The following is a 17,255-nucleotide window of genomic DNA, read 5'->3' as shown; positions in this document are numbered from 1 at the left end:
AAAATTATGGAACCGCTAAAACACAAAACAGAGGAGAACACTCCACTTACAAAAAACGAAGAAAAAACAAAAAATCCATTTAAACCCACAGGTGCATTCATCGGCGCATCCTGGTTTGCTTTACTAACCGGCTCCATGGGATACTGCATCGGGCTTTGGAACGCTACCATGGAGCTCAATGAAAAAGGATATTATTTCACGATCCTATTATTCGGTTTATTTGCCGTAATCTCCGTACAGAAAAGTGTTCGAGACAGAGCAGAAGGCATTGCCGTAACCGATCTTTATTATGGCCTTAGCTGGTTTGCAACAATTGCTGCAATGGTACTGCTTACCGTAGGGCTCTGGAACGCCGATCTGCTGCTTAGTGAAAAAGGATTTTATGCCATGTCATTCTGCTTAAGTATATTTTCAGCCATCGCTGTACAAAAAAATACCCGCGACGCCAAGATGTTTGAGGAAAACGAATTGTAACTTAGCGGTTGCCACCCGCAGTGACTTGCACAGCAAGCCTGCGGGTTTATTTAATAAATACTGATAAATGAAAAAAAGTAAACTTAAATTATTGAGCAGTACAGCTTTTGTTGCGATGACACTATTTGCATTTACTTTTATTCAAACATATTGGTCGATGGGAAAATTAGCAAATCAAACATCAAGTGGCTGTCTAGACTGTAGTTTCATATACGATGCATGCTTGATTTCTTTATGCAACGCCATTATCCTAACCCTACTATTTCTTTTAATAGCGAAGATCAAGAAAAACCGATATCAAATCGCAGTAGAATTCGTGCTATTGACCAGCTTTTGGTTCTTTTGGAATTACAGTATTTTTGTAGATCGAGAATCCTCCTGGAGTACCTATAGTTTCGATGAAGAAATCTATTATACGGTTTATTTATCCCTATTACCAGTATTGGTAACAGCAACTCTTACCCTCATGACCATCCATCATCAGGTCATTCGTTCAAAATTTAGAGGGCAAAAAAAAGTGACCAGCACCACTCCATAAAAGGTAAATCACTTATTTCGCTTCTATGATCATTAACAAATAATCCGAACGCCCCATGGAACTTAATCATATTCTGGGGCTTCTTTTTTTAAGAAAAGATGCCCAGATCGTACAATGTATCGTTTCATAGCAGAATATCTAAGAGCCGCATTGTGTAATACAAGCAAAATTATCTATGTTTGGTCTACTAAATCTACTATAAGTACATTCGTTATATGGCTTAGAATCAAAAAATAGCTTGCAATATGAAAAGACTTTACATTTGTTTCCTTACTGCTTTATTATGCTTTTCAGCCGTCCTTCAGCTCCCGGCTCAGGAGACAGATTCAGTTAATACAAAAGAACTTGGACTGAGTTCCCTATTAAATGGGATCAGGCAGCAACAGATTAACGACTCTTTAGAACGTGTTAAGCTTCAAAATGAAATCACAAATCTAAAGACACAAAATAGCGCAAAGAAAGAAGACCTAAAACAACAGCTCACTAACTTTGATGAAGAAAATATCATCCGAAATCAGCAGTTAAAAATAAAAGTTGATTCAATCAAAAAAAACACCAAACGTTATGCTGTCGCTCCATTTAACGATACGCTGTTTTACATATACAATAAACTCGGTTCATCTTTAGCAAAAGACCGAGCTGACAATGTCGTCACCCGCATTCAAAACTTATACGAAGATGATTTTGTAAAGGTCGATTCCTTCAAAATTGAAAACAATGAAATCAGTTCAGACATTGTATATAAAGACCTCATTATCACTTCAGTTACTGAGTTAGACGCACTGCTTGAAGGAAAAAGTAAAGAAGAAATCGCAAAACAATATCTAAAAAGTATTCAGGAAACCATTAACCGAGAAAAAGAAGAAAACAGTATTTCAAAATTATTGATCCGCATCGGGCTTATCGCGCTCATCTTTATTGTTTTTTACTTATTGATACTATTGATCAATAAAATTAAAGATTACAGTGTACAGCGGATCATGACCGAACGCACACAGCTGATCAAAGATGTTAAAATCAAGAATTATGTTTTAGTCAGTTCCGTTCAAAAAACCCGCATCCTGATCAATAGCATCAACATGTTACGCTGGGCACTTATCATATTAATGGCCTTTATCATGTTGCCTATTGTATTCAGTGTCTTCCCCTTTACACAAAGTTGGGCCAATAGTTTGATCGGCCTATTTACCAAACCTCTAAAAAAGGCATTTTTAGCGATCTGGGATTATATTCCCAACCTCATCACCGTATTTGTTATCCTATTTGTAATGCGTTATGCCGTCCGATTGGTAAAATACATCTTTACGGAGATTGACAAAGGAAAACTAGAAGTGAATGGTTTCCATCGTGAATTTGCGATGCCGACATTTACCATTGTCCGCTTTCTATTGCAAGCATTTACACTCGTCCTGATATTCCCTTATCTACCAGGATCTAACTCGGATATTTTCAAAGGTATATCCGTATTTATTGGGGTGCTATTCTCATTAGGTTCATCTTCAGCAATATCCAACATTATTGCAGGCCTTGTGATTACCTATATGCGGCCTTTCCGAATCGGAGACCGCATCACGATAGCTGATAAAACTGGCGTCGTGATTGAAAAATCACCGCTTGTAACAAGACTGAGGACCATTAAAAATGAGGAGATAACCATCCCTAATTCATCCATCTTGTCAGGTAACACCGTGAACTATTCCACCTTTTCAGATCAGGGAATTTGTTTTCAGGTCGAATTAACAGTAGGCTATGAAGAACCTTGGGAACGCATCCATGAAATGCTCTTAAACATACCTCCGCGGGTAGCACGGGTCAATACCACACCAGCACCTTTTGTCTTGCAGAAGAAACTGGATGACTTTTATGTCCTCTATGAACTAAATGTTTACATTTCGCAGTCTGCTGAAATCGCACTGGCACAGTCCGAGATCTTTCAGTTGATTCTGAACGATTTTCTAGCCGCAGGCATTGAAATGAATGCCCCTCATATTTTCGCTAAAGTGGACCATACTCCACAATATAAAGCAGGAATAGATCACATCTAAAAGTACGTCAAAACACGTTAATTACACCAAAAAATTACGACCAACTTGGTTTCTCCGAGTTGGTCGCAATCAATATCTATTTTGAGCTTAAGCTTCTATTTTTTATCCTCATCTGCTGCAGGCAAATAAGCAAGTACGTCAAAAACGGTATCCCTAAATACAAAACTGCCAACTTTTGCAATACCCATTTTTTCATGAGCACGTAAAGATGGTATGTTGTCTCTTCTAATAAATAAAATCCCTTCTCGATTTGGCACCTGCTTTATAAGTTCGCTGAACATCAATTGTGACACCCCTTTTCCGCGCAGATCCTGATTTACACAAATTGGACCATACACGTACGAATCTAAAGCGCCACTGTAAGCACTAAACATAGCATCAAGAATCGGTACAGGATGCTTTTTATAGACCATTTTAGATGTAGATAATAAATATCCAACAACTTGATCTTCCGAGATAGCCACTACTTGAGGCATATCTTGCATCATGGCTACAATTTGTTCCCGTCCAAGTCCACCTGACAATGTACCACCTTGTGCAGGCTGGTTTTCAAATTGTAACGCAAGTATTCCATCCAGATCCGCTCCGGATGCGATTTTAATTTTAATATCCACTTTCATCTTATAAAAATGACTACACCTATTCTAACAGACACTTTACTTATATCGTTGCAAAAGTATCCCCAAACCCTTTTACTCAAATATTGAATCCCTTACCTCAAATACTTCTAGCATGTACTAGTCAATGACAAGCAAAATATGGGAAACAAATAGAAAAAAGCATAAAGGATTAAAGAAATAAGTGTCTTTCTTAGCAAAAACAGATTTTCGAAATCTTTTACTAATGCCGACGTATTTAAAATCCCCTATAAATCGAAGTAGAAATATAACAGCAATAGTCCACATACCATAAACAACATAGGAGGGTGCTATTGGTACCTGAACAAGACCATCAAAAACCATATTGAGCACCGCAAACAGGAACAACCCAACAGCGACGATAAAGGTTCCAAACCGACTGGGGGTAAAAACTCTCTTCCCATTCAACTTTGTCGGGATCGTGGCCGCAATTCCTAACTGTCCATTGCATACCCAATACATATGCATCACGGCAAGAAACAAGAAAACAACAATATTTATTTTTGAAAGTATAAACTCCATTCGTTTATTTTTTATTTTAATTCAATAATAAGGATACTTAAAACAAGATCAAAGATTCTTCATCCGAATCTCCAGTTAATTCAGGTAATACGACAGCTTTCTGACAATCGTTCAGATAAGTTACCTTTCTTGGATACTTCGTCATATAGGCATTGATCAGTTGTATCATGTAGTGATTGCCGGGATATCGCTGTAAACTAGAACGGATATCTTCCATCGACTCGAATTGTACGTATTCATCCAGATAGCCCATGGCATAAAAATTCCCTTGCTCTACCCAGACATAACTTTTCTCATCTGGTGTTCTTCCTTTATCAACGATTACAAAGGTAGGTTGCTGCTCCAAAAGATGATCGACAGCCAATTCCACTTGCGCATTATGTTTTTCAACTTCCGGCAAATCCGGTTCATCCGGAAAACACCTACTTGCATAAGGTATTTCTGTAGCACCAAATGTACACATACGATGATCGAGCTCAAAGTTAACCATCAACTGCCGCAAGACCTGTACCCCATCATATTCCAGATTAAATACCTGAATACATTGACAGTGCTTTTTCAATTTACCGACCGCAAGATACAGATAGCCATTCTGTGCTTCATATTTAAACAAACCAAATTTAGGCTCAAAACGTTTCAATGCACGATTATAGGCCGGCCATAGTTTCTTTATTTCTGTACATTCCAGTAATAGCGCCATGAGTTCCGTCGCGCACACCTCAAATGTGATATGATAGATCTCCCTTAAAAAATGCTGTCTTTGTTTATTGATATTATGTCCCGTAAAATGAGATGCAACACGCTTCTTTAGGTTTATGGCTTTTCCAACATAGATAACCTTTCCGTATTGGTTCATAAAATAATAGACGCCCGGATGCTGCGGTAAGGCTTCAAAATCCTCTGGTGCCAAATTAGGCGGGAGTCGTTGATCCGGAGCCGCTTTCTTCAGCATTTCATCCACCACACCTTCAGTATCCCACTGCAGTAAAGAAGAAAACAATATGGCCGTTGCTTCTGCATCTCCGCCGGCACGATGACGATTTGAAATAGGAATAGCTAAACTGTCGCAAAGCTTTCCTAAACTGTAAGATCGAAAACCCGGTTTTATTTTACGGCTCAGTCGTACTGTACATAGTTTTCGTGCCGTCCATTTATACCCCTGTTCTTCCAGTTGATGACGAATAAATGAATAATCAAAGTTGACATTATGAGCAACAAAAATACGCCCATCCAGCATATCGAAAACCTTTTGCGCAATATCACCAAATACAGGCGCATCTGCCACCAGCTCGTTATCAATTCCCGTCAGTGCAAAAATAGCCAATGGAATATGCTGTTCCGGATTAATCAACGATTCCCATCGATCAATGACTTTCTCTCCGTCATGAATCACAATCGCAATTTCTGTCATACGGCTGCCCCGGGCATTTCCACCCGTAGTTTCAATATCCACGATGGCATACGTTATGTTTTTCAACTTGTTCACCTCAATCAATTTAACAAAGTTTGCAACTCATTATTCTATATCTTACAGGAACTAACTAACTTCCGATCAACTTTGCGTAATTTTTCTATTTACAAAAATAAATCCAAATCGTCAGGTGTCACCATAATGCCCTATAAAAAATCAATACTTTACACTACATTTGTTTCCAATAGAAACAATTCAATGTTTCTAATAATAGCAAATGGAAAATAAAGAACCAAAAATATTTTTTACCAATAACCTAAAGTTCCTCCGGGAGCGTAAAAAAGTCAGTCAGGCAGTACTCTCCGAAGCCATCAATGTAACACGGGTAAAACTTGCACTTATTGAAATTGGCAAAACAAAAGCAATGGAACCACATTTTATGTTATCCATCTCCAATTATTTTAAGATCAGTTTAGATACCTTAATGACCGTTGACATCAGTAAGCTAGGTGAGTTAAAGATTCGCGATCTAGAAGCTGGGAACGATATTTATATCAAAGGCGGAAATCTTAGAGTTCTGGCCATCAGTGTTGACAAATCCGATCAGGAACATGTTGACTATGTGCCCATAATAGGACGAGCTGGCTATGTATCTGGAGGGTATGCTGATCCGGACTATATTTCAGAGCTACCGAAATATCATATTCCCAATCTTTCTAAGCACCGAACCTATCGTACCTTTCCTGTAGTTGGAGACTCCATGTTGCCCTTTCCTCAAAATATGGATATAACAGGAAAATTTATTGAAGACTGGAGCCAAATAAAACCCGAATCACTCGCGCTTGTAGTCTTAAAGGGGCAGGATATTATATTCAAAGCCATCACACTGCTTCGAGACGGAGTATTACAGTGTCGTTCTTTAAATCCTATTTACGAATTGTATACCGTTCCACTTGAAGAAATTTTAGAAATATGGGAGTTTCATAGTTACCATACAACAGAATTGCCCGAAACAACAGCAACTATTGCAACAGTACTCCAAAGTTTAGATGACATAAAAAAAATGATTATTCAGAAACCCTAATCCAGGGTCTGCACCCCGCCCCCATTTACAAATAGTACCTGTCCGCTTGTCCAGCTGGAAATCGGAGCCGCAAAATAAAGCACCGCACCAGCAATATCTTCTGGCTCCCCCAAGCGTTGCAAGGGTGTATGCTTCAGCATACTGCGTTCTATTTCCGGCGTCAGCACTGTACTCAGTGCATGCGTTCGAACCGCTCCAGGACCCACCGCATTCACGCGGATTTCCGGTCCGTAATCGAATGCCAAATTTTTAGTCATATGATTTACCGCAGCCTTAGAAGAAGCGTAAGCACTAATTGCAGGACTGGTATTGATAGAAGCCATAGATGACATGTTGATTATGCTCCCATAACCTGCCGATTTCATATGGGGAGCTACCAATTGACATAGCCGCCACATACTAAAAACATTCATTTCAAATACCTTGGCAAATTGTGAAACAGCGATCTGATCAGGACTTTCTTTCCCTGCTCCACCTCCACCCACATTATTTACTAAAATATGTATTCCACCATACTTTGAAACGGTAGCATCTACCAGATTAACCAACGCTTCATCCTTCGTTACATCACATTCAATTGCTAGTGCATTTCCACCATCTTGATTAATTTCAGATGCTGTTTGCTGCGCTGCAGAAAAGTTATAATCGGCGACCACGACATACGCGCCATGAGCAGCCAGCATCTGGCAACAAGCCCTGCCTATACCTGCTGCTCCGCCAGTAATAATAGCCGTTTTACCGCTTAAATCAAATAATTTAGAAATATCCATGCCTGTTCTGTTGTAATCAATAATAAAAGCAAACAAGAACCTTCAAGACATCATTGCTCGCAATTTTTAAACAAACAAGGAGCATAATAGTTTCTCTAAAAACAAATCACATATCTTACAAAACTATTCAAGTGCATACACAGCGCCATCTGTAGAACCAAAATACAATGATTGACCATCGATCCAGACCGTAGAAAAAATACTGCCCATCTGCAGGTATCCCGTAAACAATTTATGGATATCATGTGCATATTTTTCATCCAGTCCAGTTCGTAACTTATCTTTTTCATCAAAAAAATTTGACCGGTTCAGTTTACTGGATGCCGTTTGAAAAACACTTGAAACCGTACCTTTCGAAAGATCTAACTTATAAAGCACACCATCCAACGCACCAAAATAAGCCGCAGAATCTGTGATCGAAGCACTGCTAAACGTATTTAATGGAATTCGTGGTTCATAAAGTTTCCCTCCATAAACCTTATCCAAAGCGAGCACACTATAAGAATCCGACATGGTCAGCAGCAGCTGCTTTCCAGCAAGACTAGGTACACTGATCCAGCTTCCGGGCTGATGATAAACCCAATGTCCAGTACCATCTTTAATTTTTAAAGCATAGCTATTAAAATCCCGGGCTCCAAAATAAATAGAACTATCCGCCGCAACCGCATGAAACTGCACCTCCCCCTTCGGAAAATAGTGCTCACCAATCGTTTTAAATTTCCAGCGTAAATCACCATTTTTCTCTAAACAGTAAAAATAACCATCAAAACTACCGATCAAGATTTCATTGGCTGTCACAGTAGGCGAAGCATGTACAATACCTGCTGTTTTATATTTCCAGATTTCTTTTCCATTTTTGGCATCAAGCGCATAAATATGTCCATCTCCAGATCCAAAATACACGATTCCCGACTCTACAGCTGCCGAAGATTGAAAATAATCCCAGATATCATAAGTCTTTTCACCTTCCGTTTTAAAAGTCCACAATTGCTTTCCGGTATGCACATCTAGCGCATAAAAATGACCATCAGCACTTAAAAAATAAACAACCTGTTGATCCACCGCCGCAGTAGCCCATACCTCTCCACCTGTCTTATATTTCCAAAGTACGCTTCCATCAGCTTTATTTAGAGCATAAAGATTACTGTCACAGGATCCAATAATAACTTTGTCGGCATATAAAACAGGAGAAGAATAAACCTGCCCTTTGGTTTGAAAACGCCACTTAACCTGAAGCTTGTCCTGAATCAATGCACCGGAAGTATAATTGTGACGGTCGGCAGTTCTAGCTAACTGTTGTGCTTGCACAACCATACCTAAAAAAAAGAAGGCAAACACAGTATAGTAAAAATATTTTTTTAAATGGGGCATACGGTTTCCAGCGTTTTAAAATTGGTCAATCAATTATTTATTAGGTCATTATATAGTACCAATAGAACATTGGCACCTATCAAATGTAATAATAATTGGACAAAAACTATATAATTTTCATTATGGCACAACCCTTAGTTATCCTAAATGATAAAACTTATAGAGACTATGACAGCCTTTTTTGTCAATTCATTAAAAATCACTACATTAGTTCAACTATTAATTTCAAAATGATTAATATATAAACTTAAATATATGGACCTCTTATTCATAAATCTTGGCACTTCTGAGATAATTGCTCTTAGTATATTCATCCTACCGGTGCTGTTTGCTTATTTATACTGTTTATTTCACGCCGCGACAAATAGAACAATACCAGGCGTACACCGCCTTCTCTGGTTTTTCATAATTCTTAGCATCCCGGTATTAGGCAGTTTTGCTTATTATTTTATCGTATTAAAGAACAAATGGTCTATCAGCAAAAATTAAACAGTTAGGTAACATACAAAAAGACATCCTTTCTTCTGGAAAAGATGTCTCTTAAAAACTTTCAGAACCTTTAGCTAAAGCAGTATACCACTTAAGATAAAACCAACAAAAATAGTGACTGCTATGGCAACCAGACCCGGAATCATAAAACTATGGTTGACGACAAATTTACCAATTTTAGTACTGCCCGTTCGATCAAAATCTATTGCAGCCACCAATGTAGGGTAACCAGGAAGCAAGAAATCACCATTTACAGCCGGAAACATCGCTAGTAAATGTGGACTAGTAATACCAAGTGCCAAACCCATTGGCATAATAGTCCGTGTGGTCGCCGCCTGACTAAAAGTCAGCGCTCCCATCAAAAATAAAGCAATCGCAAACGTCCAGGGATATACCGTTACGATATCCTTAAAAGTATGTTCAATAACCGCCTCATTAGCCAGCATAAAAGTAGCACTCATCCACACCACACCCAACACAGAAACAACAGCAGTTGCCATCGATGTAAATAAACTCATCTTCGCGACTTTTACCGCAGAAGTTTTTGTTATCAGCATGATAAATGCTGAAGCGGACAAGGTGATCATGATGATCAAACTGGTCAGATTGATCGTTCCATTTGCATTTACACTGAAACTAGGTCCTCCACCCACATGAGGAACAAAAGCAGGAAAAGCTCCAAAAAATATAATCAACAGAATTGCAAATCCAAATATGGCAACCGCAATTTTAGCCCCTGGCTCAGGTTGGTATTGAGTAGTCCCATTTTCCATCTGACTAGGATCCATCGATTTTGCAAATTCAGGATCCTTCATCTTCTCGAGAAATATCGGATCCTTATCCAGTTCCAATCCCTTCTTTCGTACAGCTAAGATACTGGCAAATATACCACAGAGTGCCGCTGGAATACATATTTTCATGATATCGATAGAAGCCGAAGAATAAGCCAGTATAGCAACTAAAGAGGCACTGGCTGCACTCATCGGGCTACCGGTGATCGCTAGATGCGAAGCAATGACCGATACCGAAAGTGGTCTTTCCGGACGAATACGCTGTTTGGCCGAAACCTCTGCGATAATCGGCAAAAGCGAGTAAACAATATGTGCCGTCCCAGCAAATAAGCAAAGAAAGTATGTCGTAAAAGGAGCAATAAAGGTGATCTGACTCGGATTCTTCCGGATGATACGTTCCGCTATACTCACCAGGTAATCAAGACCACCTGCGGCCTGAAGAGTCGCCGCCGTAGTTACGATAGCAAAGATAATCAGTAAGACCGATATCGGTGGATCCGCCGGTGTCATCTTAAAAAACAGCACAAAGATAAACAGACCGATCATCCCCATCACCCCCAGGCCAATACCTTTCATACGGGATCCGATTAAGATCATTGCCAACAGGATCACAAATTGCACGAATATCATTGCGATATAAATTTAGGATGAATCAAATTTTCGATCGAATAAATCTCATCCCACTTCGCTTGTGTGATCAATTTACGTTCCGTCACTACAATTTCATGAATAGATTTACCTGTTTTTAAAGCTTCTTTTGCGATAGAAGCAGATTCTTCATATCCTAAGATCGGATTCAATTGTGTTACGATCCCGATACTCTGCATCACCAGATTTTTACTATGTTCGACATTTGCGGTAATACCGACGATACATTTATCTTTCAAGGTACCGCAAGCTTTGGTCAAGTATTGCAAAGAAGTAAACAGAGCCATGCCGATGACAGGCTCCATCACATTTAACTGCAACTGACCAGCTTCTGCCGCCATCGTAATCGTAAGATCGGCCCCGATAACATAAAAACAAGTTTGGTTGACCACTTCTGGAATAACCGGATTGACCTTTCCAGGCATGATCGAAGAACCCGGTTGCATTGCCGGCAGATTGATTTCATTAAGACCGCAACGAGGACCACTGCTCAACAGACGAAGATCATTACAGATCTTACTCAATTTTATCGCATTACGTTTCAACGTTCCGCTCAACTGAACCAAAGCGCCAGTATCATATGTTGCTTCGATCAGATCCGCAGCAAGCGTAACGGGCACCTGACTTATCTCAGCTAGATATTGAACACATAACTGTGCATATCCCTCAGGCGCATTCACGCCGGTACCAATTGCTGTAGCTCCCATGTTCACCTCTGTAATTAACTGTGAAGCCTCCCGAATGCGTAGCACATCTTCACCAAGCGTGGTTGCAAAAGCATTAAACTCCTGTCCCAAAGTCATCGGCACAGCGTCCTGCAACTGCGTACGCCCCATTTTTAAAATGCCGTCAAATTCCTTCCCTTTATTAAAAAATGCGCCTTGCAGATCCTCCAAAGCGTGGGAGAAAGCCCCAATTTTAAGATAAACTGCAATTCGAAAAGCAGAAGGATAAGCATCGTTTGTACTCTGCGACAAGTTAACATCGTTATTCGGGTGCAAATATTTATATTCTCCTTTTTGGTGCCCCAGATATTCAAGTCCCAGGTTGGCAATCACTTCATTGGCATTCATGTTACAAGAAGTACCAGCACCGCCCTGAATCAGATCGCTGATAAATTGATCCGTAAACTCACCTGCAATCAAACGGTCACAGGCATACGCGATCGCTTCGGCTTTCTTTGCATCCAGAATACCCAGATCTCTATTCGCCAATGCTGCCGCTTTTTTCACAAAACCAAATGCCTTTATAAAAAGAGGCTCACTACCGATCGGAATTCCAGTAATATCAAAATTTTCCTTCGCGCGTAACGTCTGTACACCGTAATAGCAGTCGTTGCTAATTTCTTTTTCACCTAAAAAATCGTGTTCAATTCGAGAAGATGTCATAATCTTTATTATTTAAAATGATAATCGTTTATAATGCTATTAATAACGCAAGAAATAACCTTGCAATGTTTCTTTATCATGTGTATTTAACAAGCCCAGCATCAGCAGTATCCGGGCTTTCTGTGGATTTAGATCATCGGATACCAACGTTCCTAATTCATCATCATTCACTTCTCCATCTTCGACGACCCGACCCGATACACATCTGCTTCCACGACACACCATGATGCCTGTTTTTACAGCCTGTTTTACCTGTTCAGTAAAAGCTTTCGAAAAATTTCCATTCCCTACCCCCGCGATTACAATACCCGCGGCCTTTTCTTTTACCAGCAGGTTGAGGTAAGCTGGTGAAGCATCGGCATACATATATGCAATTTCAACCTTTGGGAAGACCGTATTAGCATCTATTTTAAAAGGAGCCAAAGGTTTCACCTGACGGTCTGAAGATTTGTAGAATTCCACTTTTCCGTCAAAAACCTGACCGATTGCACCACTATTAGGTGAACCAAATGCATTGACTTTCGTTGTACTCAATTTGGTCACATCCCTTGAATTAAAAATGGATTCATTAAAAGACACCAGCACACCTCTGCCCTTGCTTTTCACATCAGCCGCCAAGGTTATGGCATCAAATAAATTCTTAGGGCCATCAGCACTGATAGCGGTAGAGGCACGCATGGCGCCGGTCAAGACAACAGGACTATCGTAAGCCACCACCAGATCCAGAAAATAAGCCGTTTCCTCCTGCGTATCGGTACCGTGTGTAATCACAATTCCGTCAGCTTCCTTTTTACTGAAAATCTCATTAATGCGAACCGCTAACTTTTTCCAGATATCCAAACTCATATCCTGGCTACCAACAGAAGAAATCTGTTCACCGCTCACCTCCGCGATTTCGTTGATCGATGGAATACTCCCGATCAATTCAGATACCGGAATCTTTCCTGCAGTATACCCTGCACGATTTGCTGAAGCCCCCTGTCCAGCTATGGTTCCACCCGTGGCCAATATGATGATCTTAGGCTTTTGTCCATAGGCCAACTGCAGAAACAGCAGCAGGGTTAGAGATATCAGTAGTCTTTTCATTGTATTATAATTTGATTGGTTAAAAATTAAATAGCATTCCAAAATTCATCCGCATTGCATTTTTCCCTTTTGTAAGCCCCTCATCAAATTCTAGCTGTTTATAACCGAACTGTGGTTCTAATCCCAGCATCAGATTTTCTAGAACATTGTATGAAAGATTTAAGGTAAACTGATAATTATTCATTTTATTCCAAGGACTTAGCGTATTTTCTCCGCCCGAAAAATGATTATAGGAAGTCATAAGCATCGTATGGAATTTAGGTGTCCAAAAGCGCTGATACGATATAAATCCCGCAGTTACATCCAATAAATTGAGCACCCCGGGCTGTTCTTCATGAGCGAAGCCATCCAGTCCCGAACCTCCGATAGCCAAAAAATAATCAGCGATACCCCGCCCCATATTCCATTGTGCCTGCAGGTTGTTGACCAATCCTGATTTTTTATTAAAAAAAATACTGGCCATCCCTGTCAGCCCCCAGCCATTGGCTGTCCTGTACCTGTAGTCCGTATCCCCAGTCAATACTTCTTTCGAATCGTAAGCAATATTGCGGTAAACCCCTGCTACCTTCAAGAAGCTTCCTCCATCGTAATCATAGCGCAGTGCACCGATGACGTCAGGAATACGTCGGGGTGCATAATCTACCCCACGATCTATATTGATGGTATAATCATACAATCTACGGGGTTCCATTTGCTCTATCGCAAGTTCATAACCAGCACCGCCCTTTTCCGTAAATTTGTTTTTATAATTCAATTGGATGCGGCGACTCAGAACCATCCCGGTCGGCCCATCCCAGTCCAGCAAACTTGCCGGCCACAGATCCGGATCTCCAAAGGTGGACCAATTCTGTCCCAAAGTAAAGTGATCATACTTAATCCAGGCATGGCGCAGTCTGAACAGTGAAGTCCGGTTAGGTCCACCCTCGAAATCACCTTCCAACATCGCACTGATCTCCTTGCCATTCTTCAGCTGCGTTGTGGAGGCAAAACGTATTTGACTCTGACGCATATCAACCCAGAATGCCGGTCTATCACGGCCATAAACATCATTTTCGTGGATTAAAAAAGAACTGTTGCCATGCAGGTTACCCTTGATATCGTAGATTCCGTTTAATTTCAAACGGCCGATTAAGAAAGAAGTCATTTTAGGTTTCCCATTCAGCGAATCCTTTGTCTCATAACGTATGAGTTGCGCACAAAGGGGTTGCACAAACAGTAAACAACAAGACATTAATATTGCTAATCGGTATTTAGTAGTAATTGGTCTATTCATAAAGACTCTAATCTAAGCCAACAGTAAGTAATCAGTACCCTTTACTCTCAGTTAAACCAATGCCTTCGTTAAAATGTTTTGCAAATTTTCAAATAAACCACAACACACTTAAAAACAATTAATTACCAACAGCAATCATAAATACAATTTATTTAGATCATATTTCAGTTAATTCTAACCTAATTCAATCACACTGTATTTTATATATTTTCTTAAGACACAAGTCTAGCAGGAAAATTATTAAAAAAGGATAGCAAGACAACTTTTTAAAGAATATTGCTCTCCCGATCTATGCCATATCATTGTCAACAAACACATTAAAAAGTCCTATTTTTAAATTGCGCACAACTTAATTGCAAATAATATTTATATTTGTACCGCAAACAAAATTGACATGAAAGATCTTTTAAAGTTGGACAATCAGCTCTGTTTTCCCCTCTATGCACTGAGCCGGGAAATCATTCAGCGCTACCGCCCTCATCTCGATGAGATCGGACTGACCTATCCACAGTACCTGGTATTGATGGTTCTTTGGGAAAAAGACCAACAGACCGTCAATCAGATTGGTCATAAACTGTTTTTAGATAGCGGTACACTGACACCGTTACTGAAGCGTCTCGAACAAAAACATCTGCTCGTGCGACAACGGAGTACGATTGATGAGCGGGTTGTCGAAATCTTCCTGACAACAGCTGGAAAAGACCTGAAAAAAGAGGCCAAGTGCATACCGCAGAAATTAATAGAAGAACTGGAGATCAGTGCTGAAGAGATTGAAAGTATGCGCAACATTGCCAATAAAATATTAAAAAGTAAAATAGTAACAGAAGTATAACCTTAATATCAGGAGTATCTGACAATTGAAAAGAACAAATCTTTTAATATCAAAATTGCACGCTCCGTTATCAACATATCATTAAAATTAAAACAATGGCATTAATTGAAGATTTACAGTGGCGCCATGCTACAAAAGCATACGATCCCACAAAAAAAGTAAGTAAAGAAGACATCGAAAAAATTGTAGAAGCGGCACGTTTAGCGCCCACTTCTTCAGGATTGCAACCTTTTAGAATCATCGTTGTCGAAAGTCAAGAAGTACGCGAAAGATTAGTTGCTGGAGCTTTAAATCCTGAGTGTATGCGCGACTGTTCTCATTTATTGGTATTTGCTGCATGGGACAAGTATACCGAAGAACGCATCGATACCATCTACAACCGTACAACAGAAGAGCGTGAATTGCCTGAAGGACGATTCAATAGTTATACAGATATGATCAAAAAGCTATACGCTTCTCAGACTGAAGAACAGCATTTTGTACATACCGCAAAACAATCTTATATTGGTTTAGGGCTGGCATTGGCACAGGCAGCGGAATTGCGTGTTGACACTACTCCTGCTGAAGGCTTTAACAATCAGATTGTAGATGAAGTACTTGACTTAGCAAGTTTAGGTTTAAAAAGCGTATCATTAATGTACGTGGGCTACCGTGATGCTGAAAAAGATTGGTTAGCACCAATGAAGAAAGTAAGAAATCCGATTGAAGAATTTGCTATCTACAAATAATAAAAAGCAGGATTTGTAAGATAATACCATATTCTGCAATCTAGTGGCTAATAATAAAGAAAGGGTTATGTTTTACACATAGCCCTTTTCTGTATAAAAATATTGCCATGCCACGGCAGTCTCGGCCTCAATATGATGGAGAAAGATGTATAAAGGTGATTACTGGCACAAGATTAGTATAAAATTGATATCATTTCAATGCGTAACTTTGCTACAGAAAAGAAACATCTTTTAGCTTTGGCAGTAAGTACCAGAAATATTATATTAGGATCAAGAATGGAAAAACAAGTCAATGCGAACGAATTTGTCGAACGGTTTATGTCCGGCAGTCTGGAACATCTAAAATACATGCAATCGTCAGTCAAAATATTTCGATTGAGCGAAATTGCGCCCTATATTAAATTTCCGACACCGCCTATTTTTCTAGGTTACAATTTACTTGTTCATATAACCGAAGGCTATTTTAAACACCAGATCGGCCCCAAAGAATATGTGGTTCAGGCGCCGGCGATCCTGATGAGCAACTATGGTAATATATCGGTGATCAGATCAGTTGATAAATCAGCCAAAGGACATTGTATTCTGGTCAATGATGCAGCCATGACCTCCATTTTCAGAGAGCAGGAAATTTTAAATATTTTCACCATATCACCGCTTCACAATCTCTCTGCAGCAGATGATCACGATCTCCACCAGCTATTTAGATTGCTTTACAAAGAGTTGCATACGGCATCTCCCTATAAAGAATTGTTTGAAAGCTTGCTTAAATCAGCGCTATTAAAAATCATCAAGCTTTCCAACACCAACAACATGCTCAACCGCAGTCAGGAGATTGCGATGATGTTTAAACAACTTGTGCACAAAAATTACCTGAAACAGAAGGAAATCGGCTTCTATGCCGATAAATTAGCCGTATCGCCCAATTATCTCAATAGATGTGTCTCCGCTGTTTTTAAAAAATCATCAAAGGAACTTATTCTGGAAGTTCTGGTTATGCACAGTCAGCTCCTGCTGTTCGAATCCAACAAAAGCATTGCCGACATATGTTATGAATTGGATTTCTCCGATCCGTCCTATTTCTCACGCATCTTTAAGAAAATTGTAGGCATGTCACCAACCTCTTATCGAAATAAAGCGAGGTAGTTTCGTGCCACACATGCACGATTT

At 39.7% G+C, this 17,255-nt stretch carries 17 protein-coding genes; 8 read left to right on the top strand and 9 right to left on the bottom strand.

The genetic code is table 11. From position 1 onward, the window contains the following. The first annotated feature begins 6 nt into the window (after positions 1-6). The 3 genes from yiaA to M2265_RS22785 all read left to right on the top strand — a co-directional run bounded on the left by yiaA (position 7) and on the right by M2265_RS22785 (position 3,057). A complete protein-coding gene (yiaA, locus tag M2265_RS22795; protein ID WP_132770422.1) occupies positions 7-474 on the top strand; it encodes an inner membrane protein YiaA in 468 nt (155 codons plus the stop codon). A gap of 67 nt (positions 475-541) precedes the next feature. After that, positions 542-1,012 carry a hypothetical protein gene (locus M2265_RS22790; RefSeq protein ID WP_132770424.1) on the top strand — a complete coding sequence of 157 codons (471 nt, stop codon included), beginning with the start codon at positions 542-544 and terminating at the stop codon, positions 1,010-1,012. A gap of 245 nt (positions 1,013-1,257) precedes the next feature. After that, positions 1,258-3,057 carry a mechanosensitive ion channel family protein gene (locus tag M2265_RS22785; RefSeq protein WP_132770425.1) on the top strand — a complete coding sequence of 600 codons (1,800 nt, stop codon included), beginning with the start codon at positions 1,258-1,260 and terminating at the stop codon, positions 3,055-3,057. Positions 3,058-3,152: 95 nt separating this feature from the next. Here M2265_RS22785 and M2265_RS22780 read toward each other — a convergent pair whose 3' ends face one another. The 3 genes from M2265_RS22780 to M2265_RS22770 all read right to left on the bottom strand — a co-directional run bounded on the left by M2265_RS22780 (position 3,153) and on the right by M2265_RS22770 (position 5,703). Next, positions 3,153-3,677 carry a GNAT family N-acetyltransferase gene (locus tag M2265_RS22780; protein ID WP_132770427.1) on the bottom strand — a complete coding sequence of 175 codons (525 nt, stop codon included), beginning with the start codon at positions 3,675-3,677 and terminating at the stop codon, positions 3,153-3,155. A 117-nt stretch (positions 3,678-3,794) separates the two neighbouring features. Continuing rightward, a complete protein-coding gene (locus M2265_RS22775; RefSeq protein ID WP_132770429.1) occupies positions 3,795-4,217 on the bottom strand; it encodes a DUF3995 domain-containing protein in 423 nt (140 codons plus the stop codon). Positions 4,218-4,254: 37 nt separating this feature from the next. Continuing rightward, a complete protein-coding gene (locus tag M2265_RS22770) occupies positions 4,255-5,703 on the bottom strand; it encodes an exonuclease domain-containing protein (RefSeq protein ID WP_243655424.1) in 1,449 nt (482 codons plus the stop codon). Between the two features lie 202 nt (positions 5,704-5,905). Between M2265_RS22770 and M2265_RS22765 the strand changes: the two genes are divergently transcribed. Next, on the top strand, positions 5,906-6,712 hold the full coding sequence (locus M2265_RS22765; RefSeq protein WP_132770431.1) for an XRE family transcriptional regulator: 807 nt from the start codon (positions 5,906-5,908) through the stop codon (positions 6,710-6,712). Here M2265_RS22765 and M2265_RS22760 read toward each other — a convergent pair. Next, the gene (locus M2265_RS22760) at positions 6,709-7,482 is read right to left on the bottom strand and encodes a glucose 1-dehydrogenase (RefSeq protein WP_132770433.1); all 774 of its coding nucleotides are present in this window, start codon (positions 7,480-7,482) and stop codon (positions 6,709-6,711) included. The two genes, M2265_RS22765 and M2265_RS22760, sit on opposite strands and share 4 nt — an antisense overlap. Positions 7,483-7,605: 123 nt before the next feature. After that, on the bottom strand, positions 7,606-8,853 hold the full coding sequence (locus tag M2265_RS22755; RefSeq protein ID WP_132770435.1) for a PQQ-binding-like beta-propeller repeat protein: 1,248 nt from the start codon (positions 8,851-8,853) through the stop codon (positions 7,606-7,608). Positions 8,854-9,108: 255 nt separating this feature from the next. Between M2265_RS22755 and M2265_RS27060 the strand changes: the two genes are divergently transcribed. Then, entirely contained in the window at positions 9,109-9,342 is a 234-nt protein-coding gene (locus M2265_RS27060; RefSeq protein ID WP_132770437.1) for a PLDc N-terminal domain-containing protein, read from the top strand. Between the two features lie 74 nt (positions 9,343-9,416). Here the strand turns inward: M2265_RS27060 and M2265_RS22750 are convergent, their stop codons facing one another. Genes M2265_RS22750 through M2265_RS22735 form a run of 4 tightly spaced genes read right to left on the bottom strand, consistent with a single transcriptional unit; the run spans position 9,417 to position 14,528 of the window. Beyond that, positions 9,417-10,763, bottom strand: a complete 1,347-nt coding sequence (locus M2265_RS22750) for an anaerobic C4-dicarboxylate transporter family protein (RefSeq protein WP_132770439.1) — start codon at positions 10,761-10,763, stop codon at positions 9,417-9,419. Further along, positions 10,760-12,172, bottom strand: a complete 1,413-nt coding sequence (gene aspA, locus M2265_RS22745) for an aspartate ammonia-lyase (protein ID WP_410528392.1) — start codon at positions 12,170-12,172, stop codon at positions 10,760-10,762. The genes M2265_RS22750 and aspA overlap by 4 nt, the downstream gene beginning before the upstream one ends. Before the next feature lie 36 nt (positions 12,173-12,208). Beyond that, a complete protein-coding gene (locus M2265_RS22740) occupies positions 12,209-13,255 on the bottom strand; it encodes a type II asparaginase (protein ID WP_031287148.1) in 1,047 nt (348 codons plus the stop codon). A 19-nt stretch (positions 13,256-13,274) separates the two neighbouring features. Beyond that, the gene (locus M2265_RS22735; RefSeq protein ID WP_132770443.1) at positions 13,275-14,528 is read right to left on the bottom strand and encodes a hypothetical protein; all 1,254 of its coding nucleotides are present in this window, start codon (positions 14,526-14,528) and stop codon (positions 13,275-13,277) included. 394 nt (positions 14,529-14,922) lie between these two features. Here M2265_RS22735 and M2265_RS22730 point away from each other — a divergent pair, with 394 nt between their 5' ends. The 3 genes from M2265_RS22730 to M2265_RS22720 all read left to right on the top strand — a co-directional run bounded on the left by M2265_RS22730 (position 14,923) and on the right by M2265_RS22720 (position 17,231). Then, positions 14,923-15,360, top strand: coding sequence for a MarR family winged helix-turn-helix transcriptional regulator (locus tag M2265_RS22730; protein ID WP_132770445.1), 438 nt, complete (start codon positions 14,923-14,925; stop codon positions 15,358-15,360). Positions 15,361-15,455: 95 nt separating this feature from the next. Next, positions 15,456-16,088: an NAD(P)H-dependent oxidoreductase gene (locus M2265_RS22725; protein WP_132770447.1), complete on the top strand. Its 633-nt coding sequence runs from the start codon at positions 15,456-15,458 to the stop codon at positions 16,086-16,088. A gap of 198 nt (positions 16,089-16,286) precedes the next feature. Next, positions 16,287-17,231, top strand: coding sequence for a helix-turn-helix domain-containing protein (locus M2265_RS22720; protein ID WP_207902434.1), 945 nt, complete (start codon positions 16,287-16,289; stop codon positions 17,229-17,231). Positions 17,232-17,255 lie beyond the last annotated feature (24 nt).

Origin of the sequence: Sphingobacterium kitahiroshimense (genome assembly GCF_025961315.1) — a bacterium.
Taxonomy (GTDB): domain Bacteria; phylum Bacteroidota; class Bacteroidia; order Sphingobacteriales; family Sphingobacteriaceae; genus Sphingobacterium; species Sphingobacterium anhuiense.
This window is presented reverse-complemented; position numbering and strand designations above follow the sequence as displayed.

Bases quoted from the DNA above. Each gene is read 5' to 3' on its own strand.
- yiaA (WP_132770422.1), top strand. From the start codon at position 7: ATGGAACCGCTAAAACACAAAACAGAGGAGAACACTCCACTTACAAAA.
- M2265_RS22790 (WP_132770424.1), top strand. From the start codon at position 542: ATGAAAAAAAGTAAACTTAAATTATTGAGCAGTACAGCTTTTGTTGCG.
- M2265_RS22785 (WP_132770425.1), top strand. From the start codon at position 1,258: ATGAAAAGACTTTACATTTGTTTCCTTACTGCTTTATTATGCTTTTCA.
- M2265_RS22780 (WP_132770427.1), bottom strand. From the start codon at position 3,677: ATGAAAGTGGATATTAAAATTAAAATCGCATCCGGAGCGGATCTGGAT.
- M2265_RS22775 (WP_132770429.1), bottom strand. From the start codon at position 4,217: ATGGAGTTTATACTTTCAAAAATAAATATTGTTGTTTTCTTGTTTCTT.
- M2265_RS22765 (WP_132770431.1), top strand. From the start codon at position 5,906: ATGGAAAATAAAGAACCAAAAATATTTTTTACCAATAACCTAAAGTTC.
- M2265_RS22760 (WP_132770433.1), bottom strand. From the start codon at position 7,482: ATGGATATTTCTAAATTATTTGATTTAAGCGGTAAAACGGCTATTATT.
- M2265_RS22755 (WP_132770435.1), bottom strand. From the start codon at position 8,853: ATGCCCCATTTAAAAAAATATTTTTACTATACTGTGTTTGCCTTCTTT.
- M2265_RS27060 (WP_132770437.1), top strand. From the start codon at position 9,109: ATGGACCTCTTATTCATAAATCTTGGCACTTCTGAGATAATTGCTCTT.
- M2265_RS22750 (WP_132770439.1), bottom strand. From the start codon at position 10,763: ATGATATTCGTGCAATTTGTGATCCTGTTGGCAATGATCTTAATCGGA.
- M2265_RS22740 (WP_031287148.1), bottom strand. From the start codon at position 13,255: ATGAAAAGACTACTGATATCTCTAACCCTGCTGCTGTTTCTGCAGTTG.
- M2265_RS22735 (WP_132770443.1), bottom strand. From the start codon at position 14,528: ATGAATAGACCAATTACTACTAAATACCGATTAGCAATATTAATGTCT.
- M2265_RS22730 (WP_132770445.1), top strand. From the start codon at position 14,923: ATGAAAGATCTTTTAAAGTTGGACAATCAGCTCTGTTTTCCCCTCTAT.
- M2265_RS22725 (WP_132770447.1), top strand. From the start codon at position 15,456: ATGGCATTAATTGAAGATTTACAGTGGCGCCATGCTACAAAAGCATAC.
- M2265_RS22720 (WP_207902434.1), top strand. From the start codon at position 16,287: ATGCGTAACTTTGCTACAGAAAAGAAACATCTTTTAGCTTTGGCAGTA.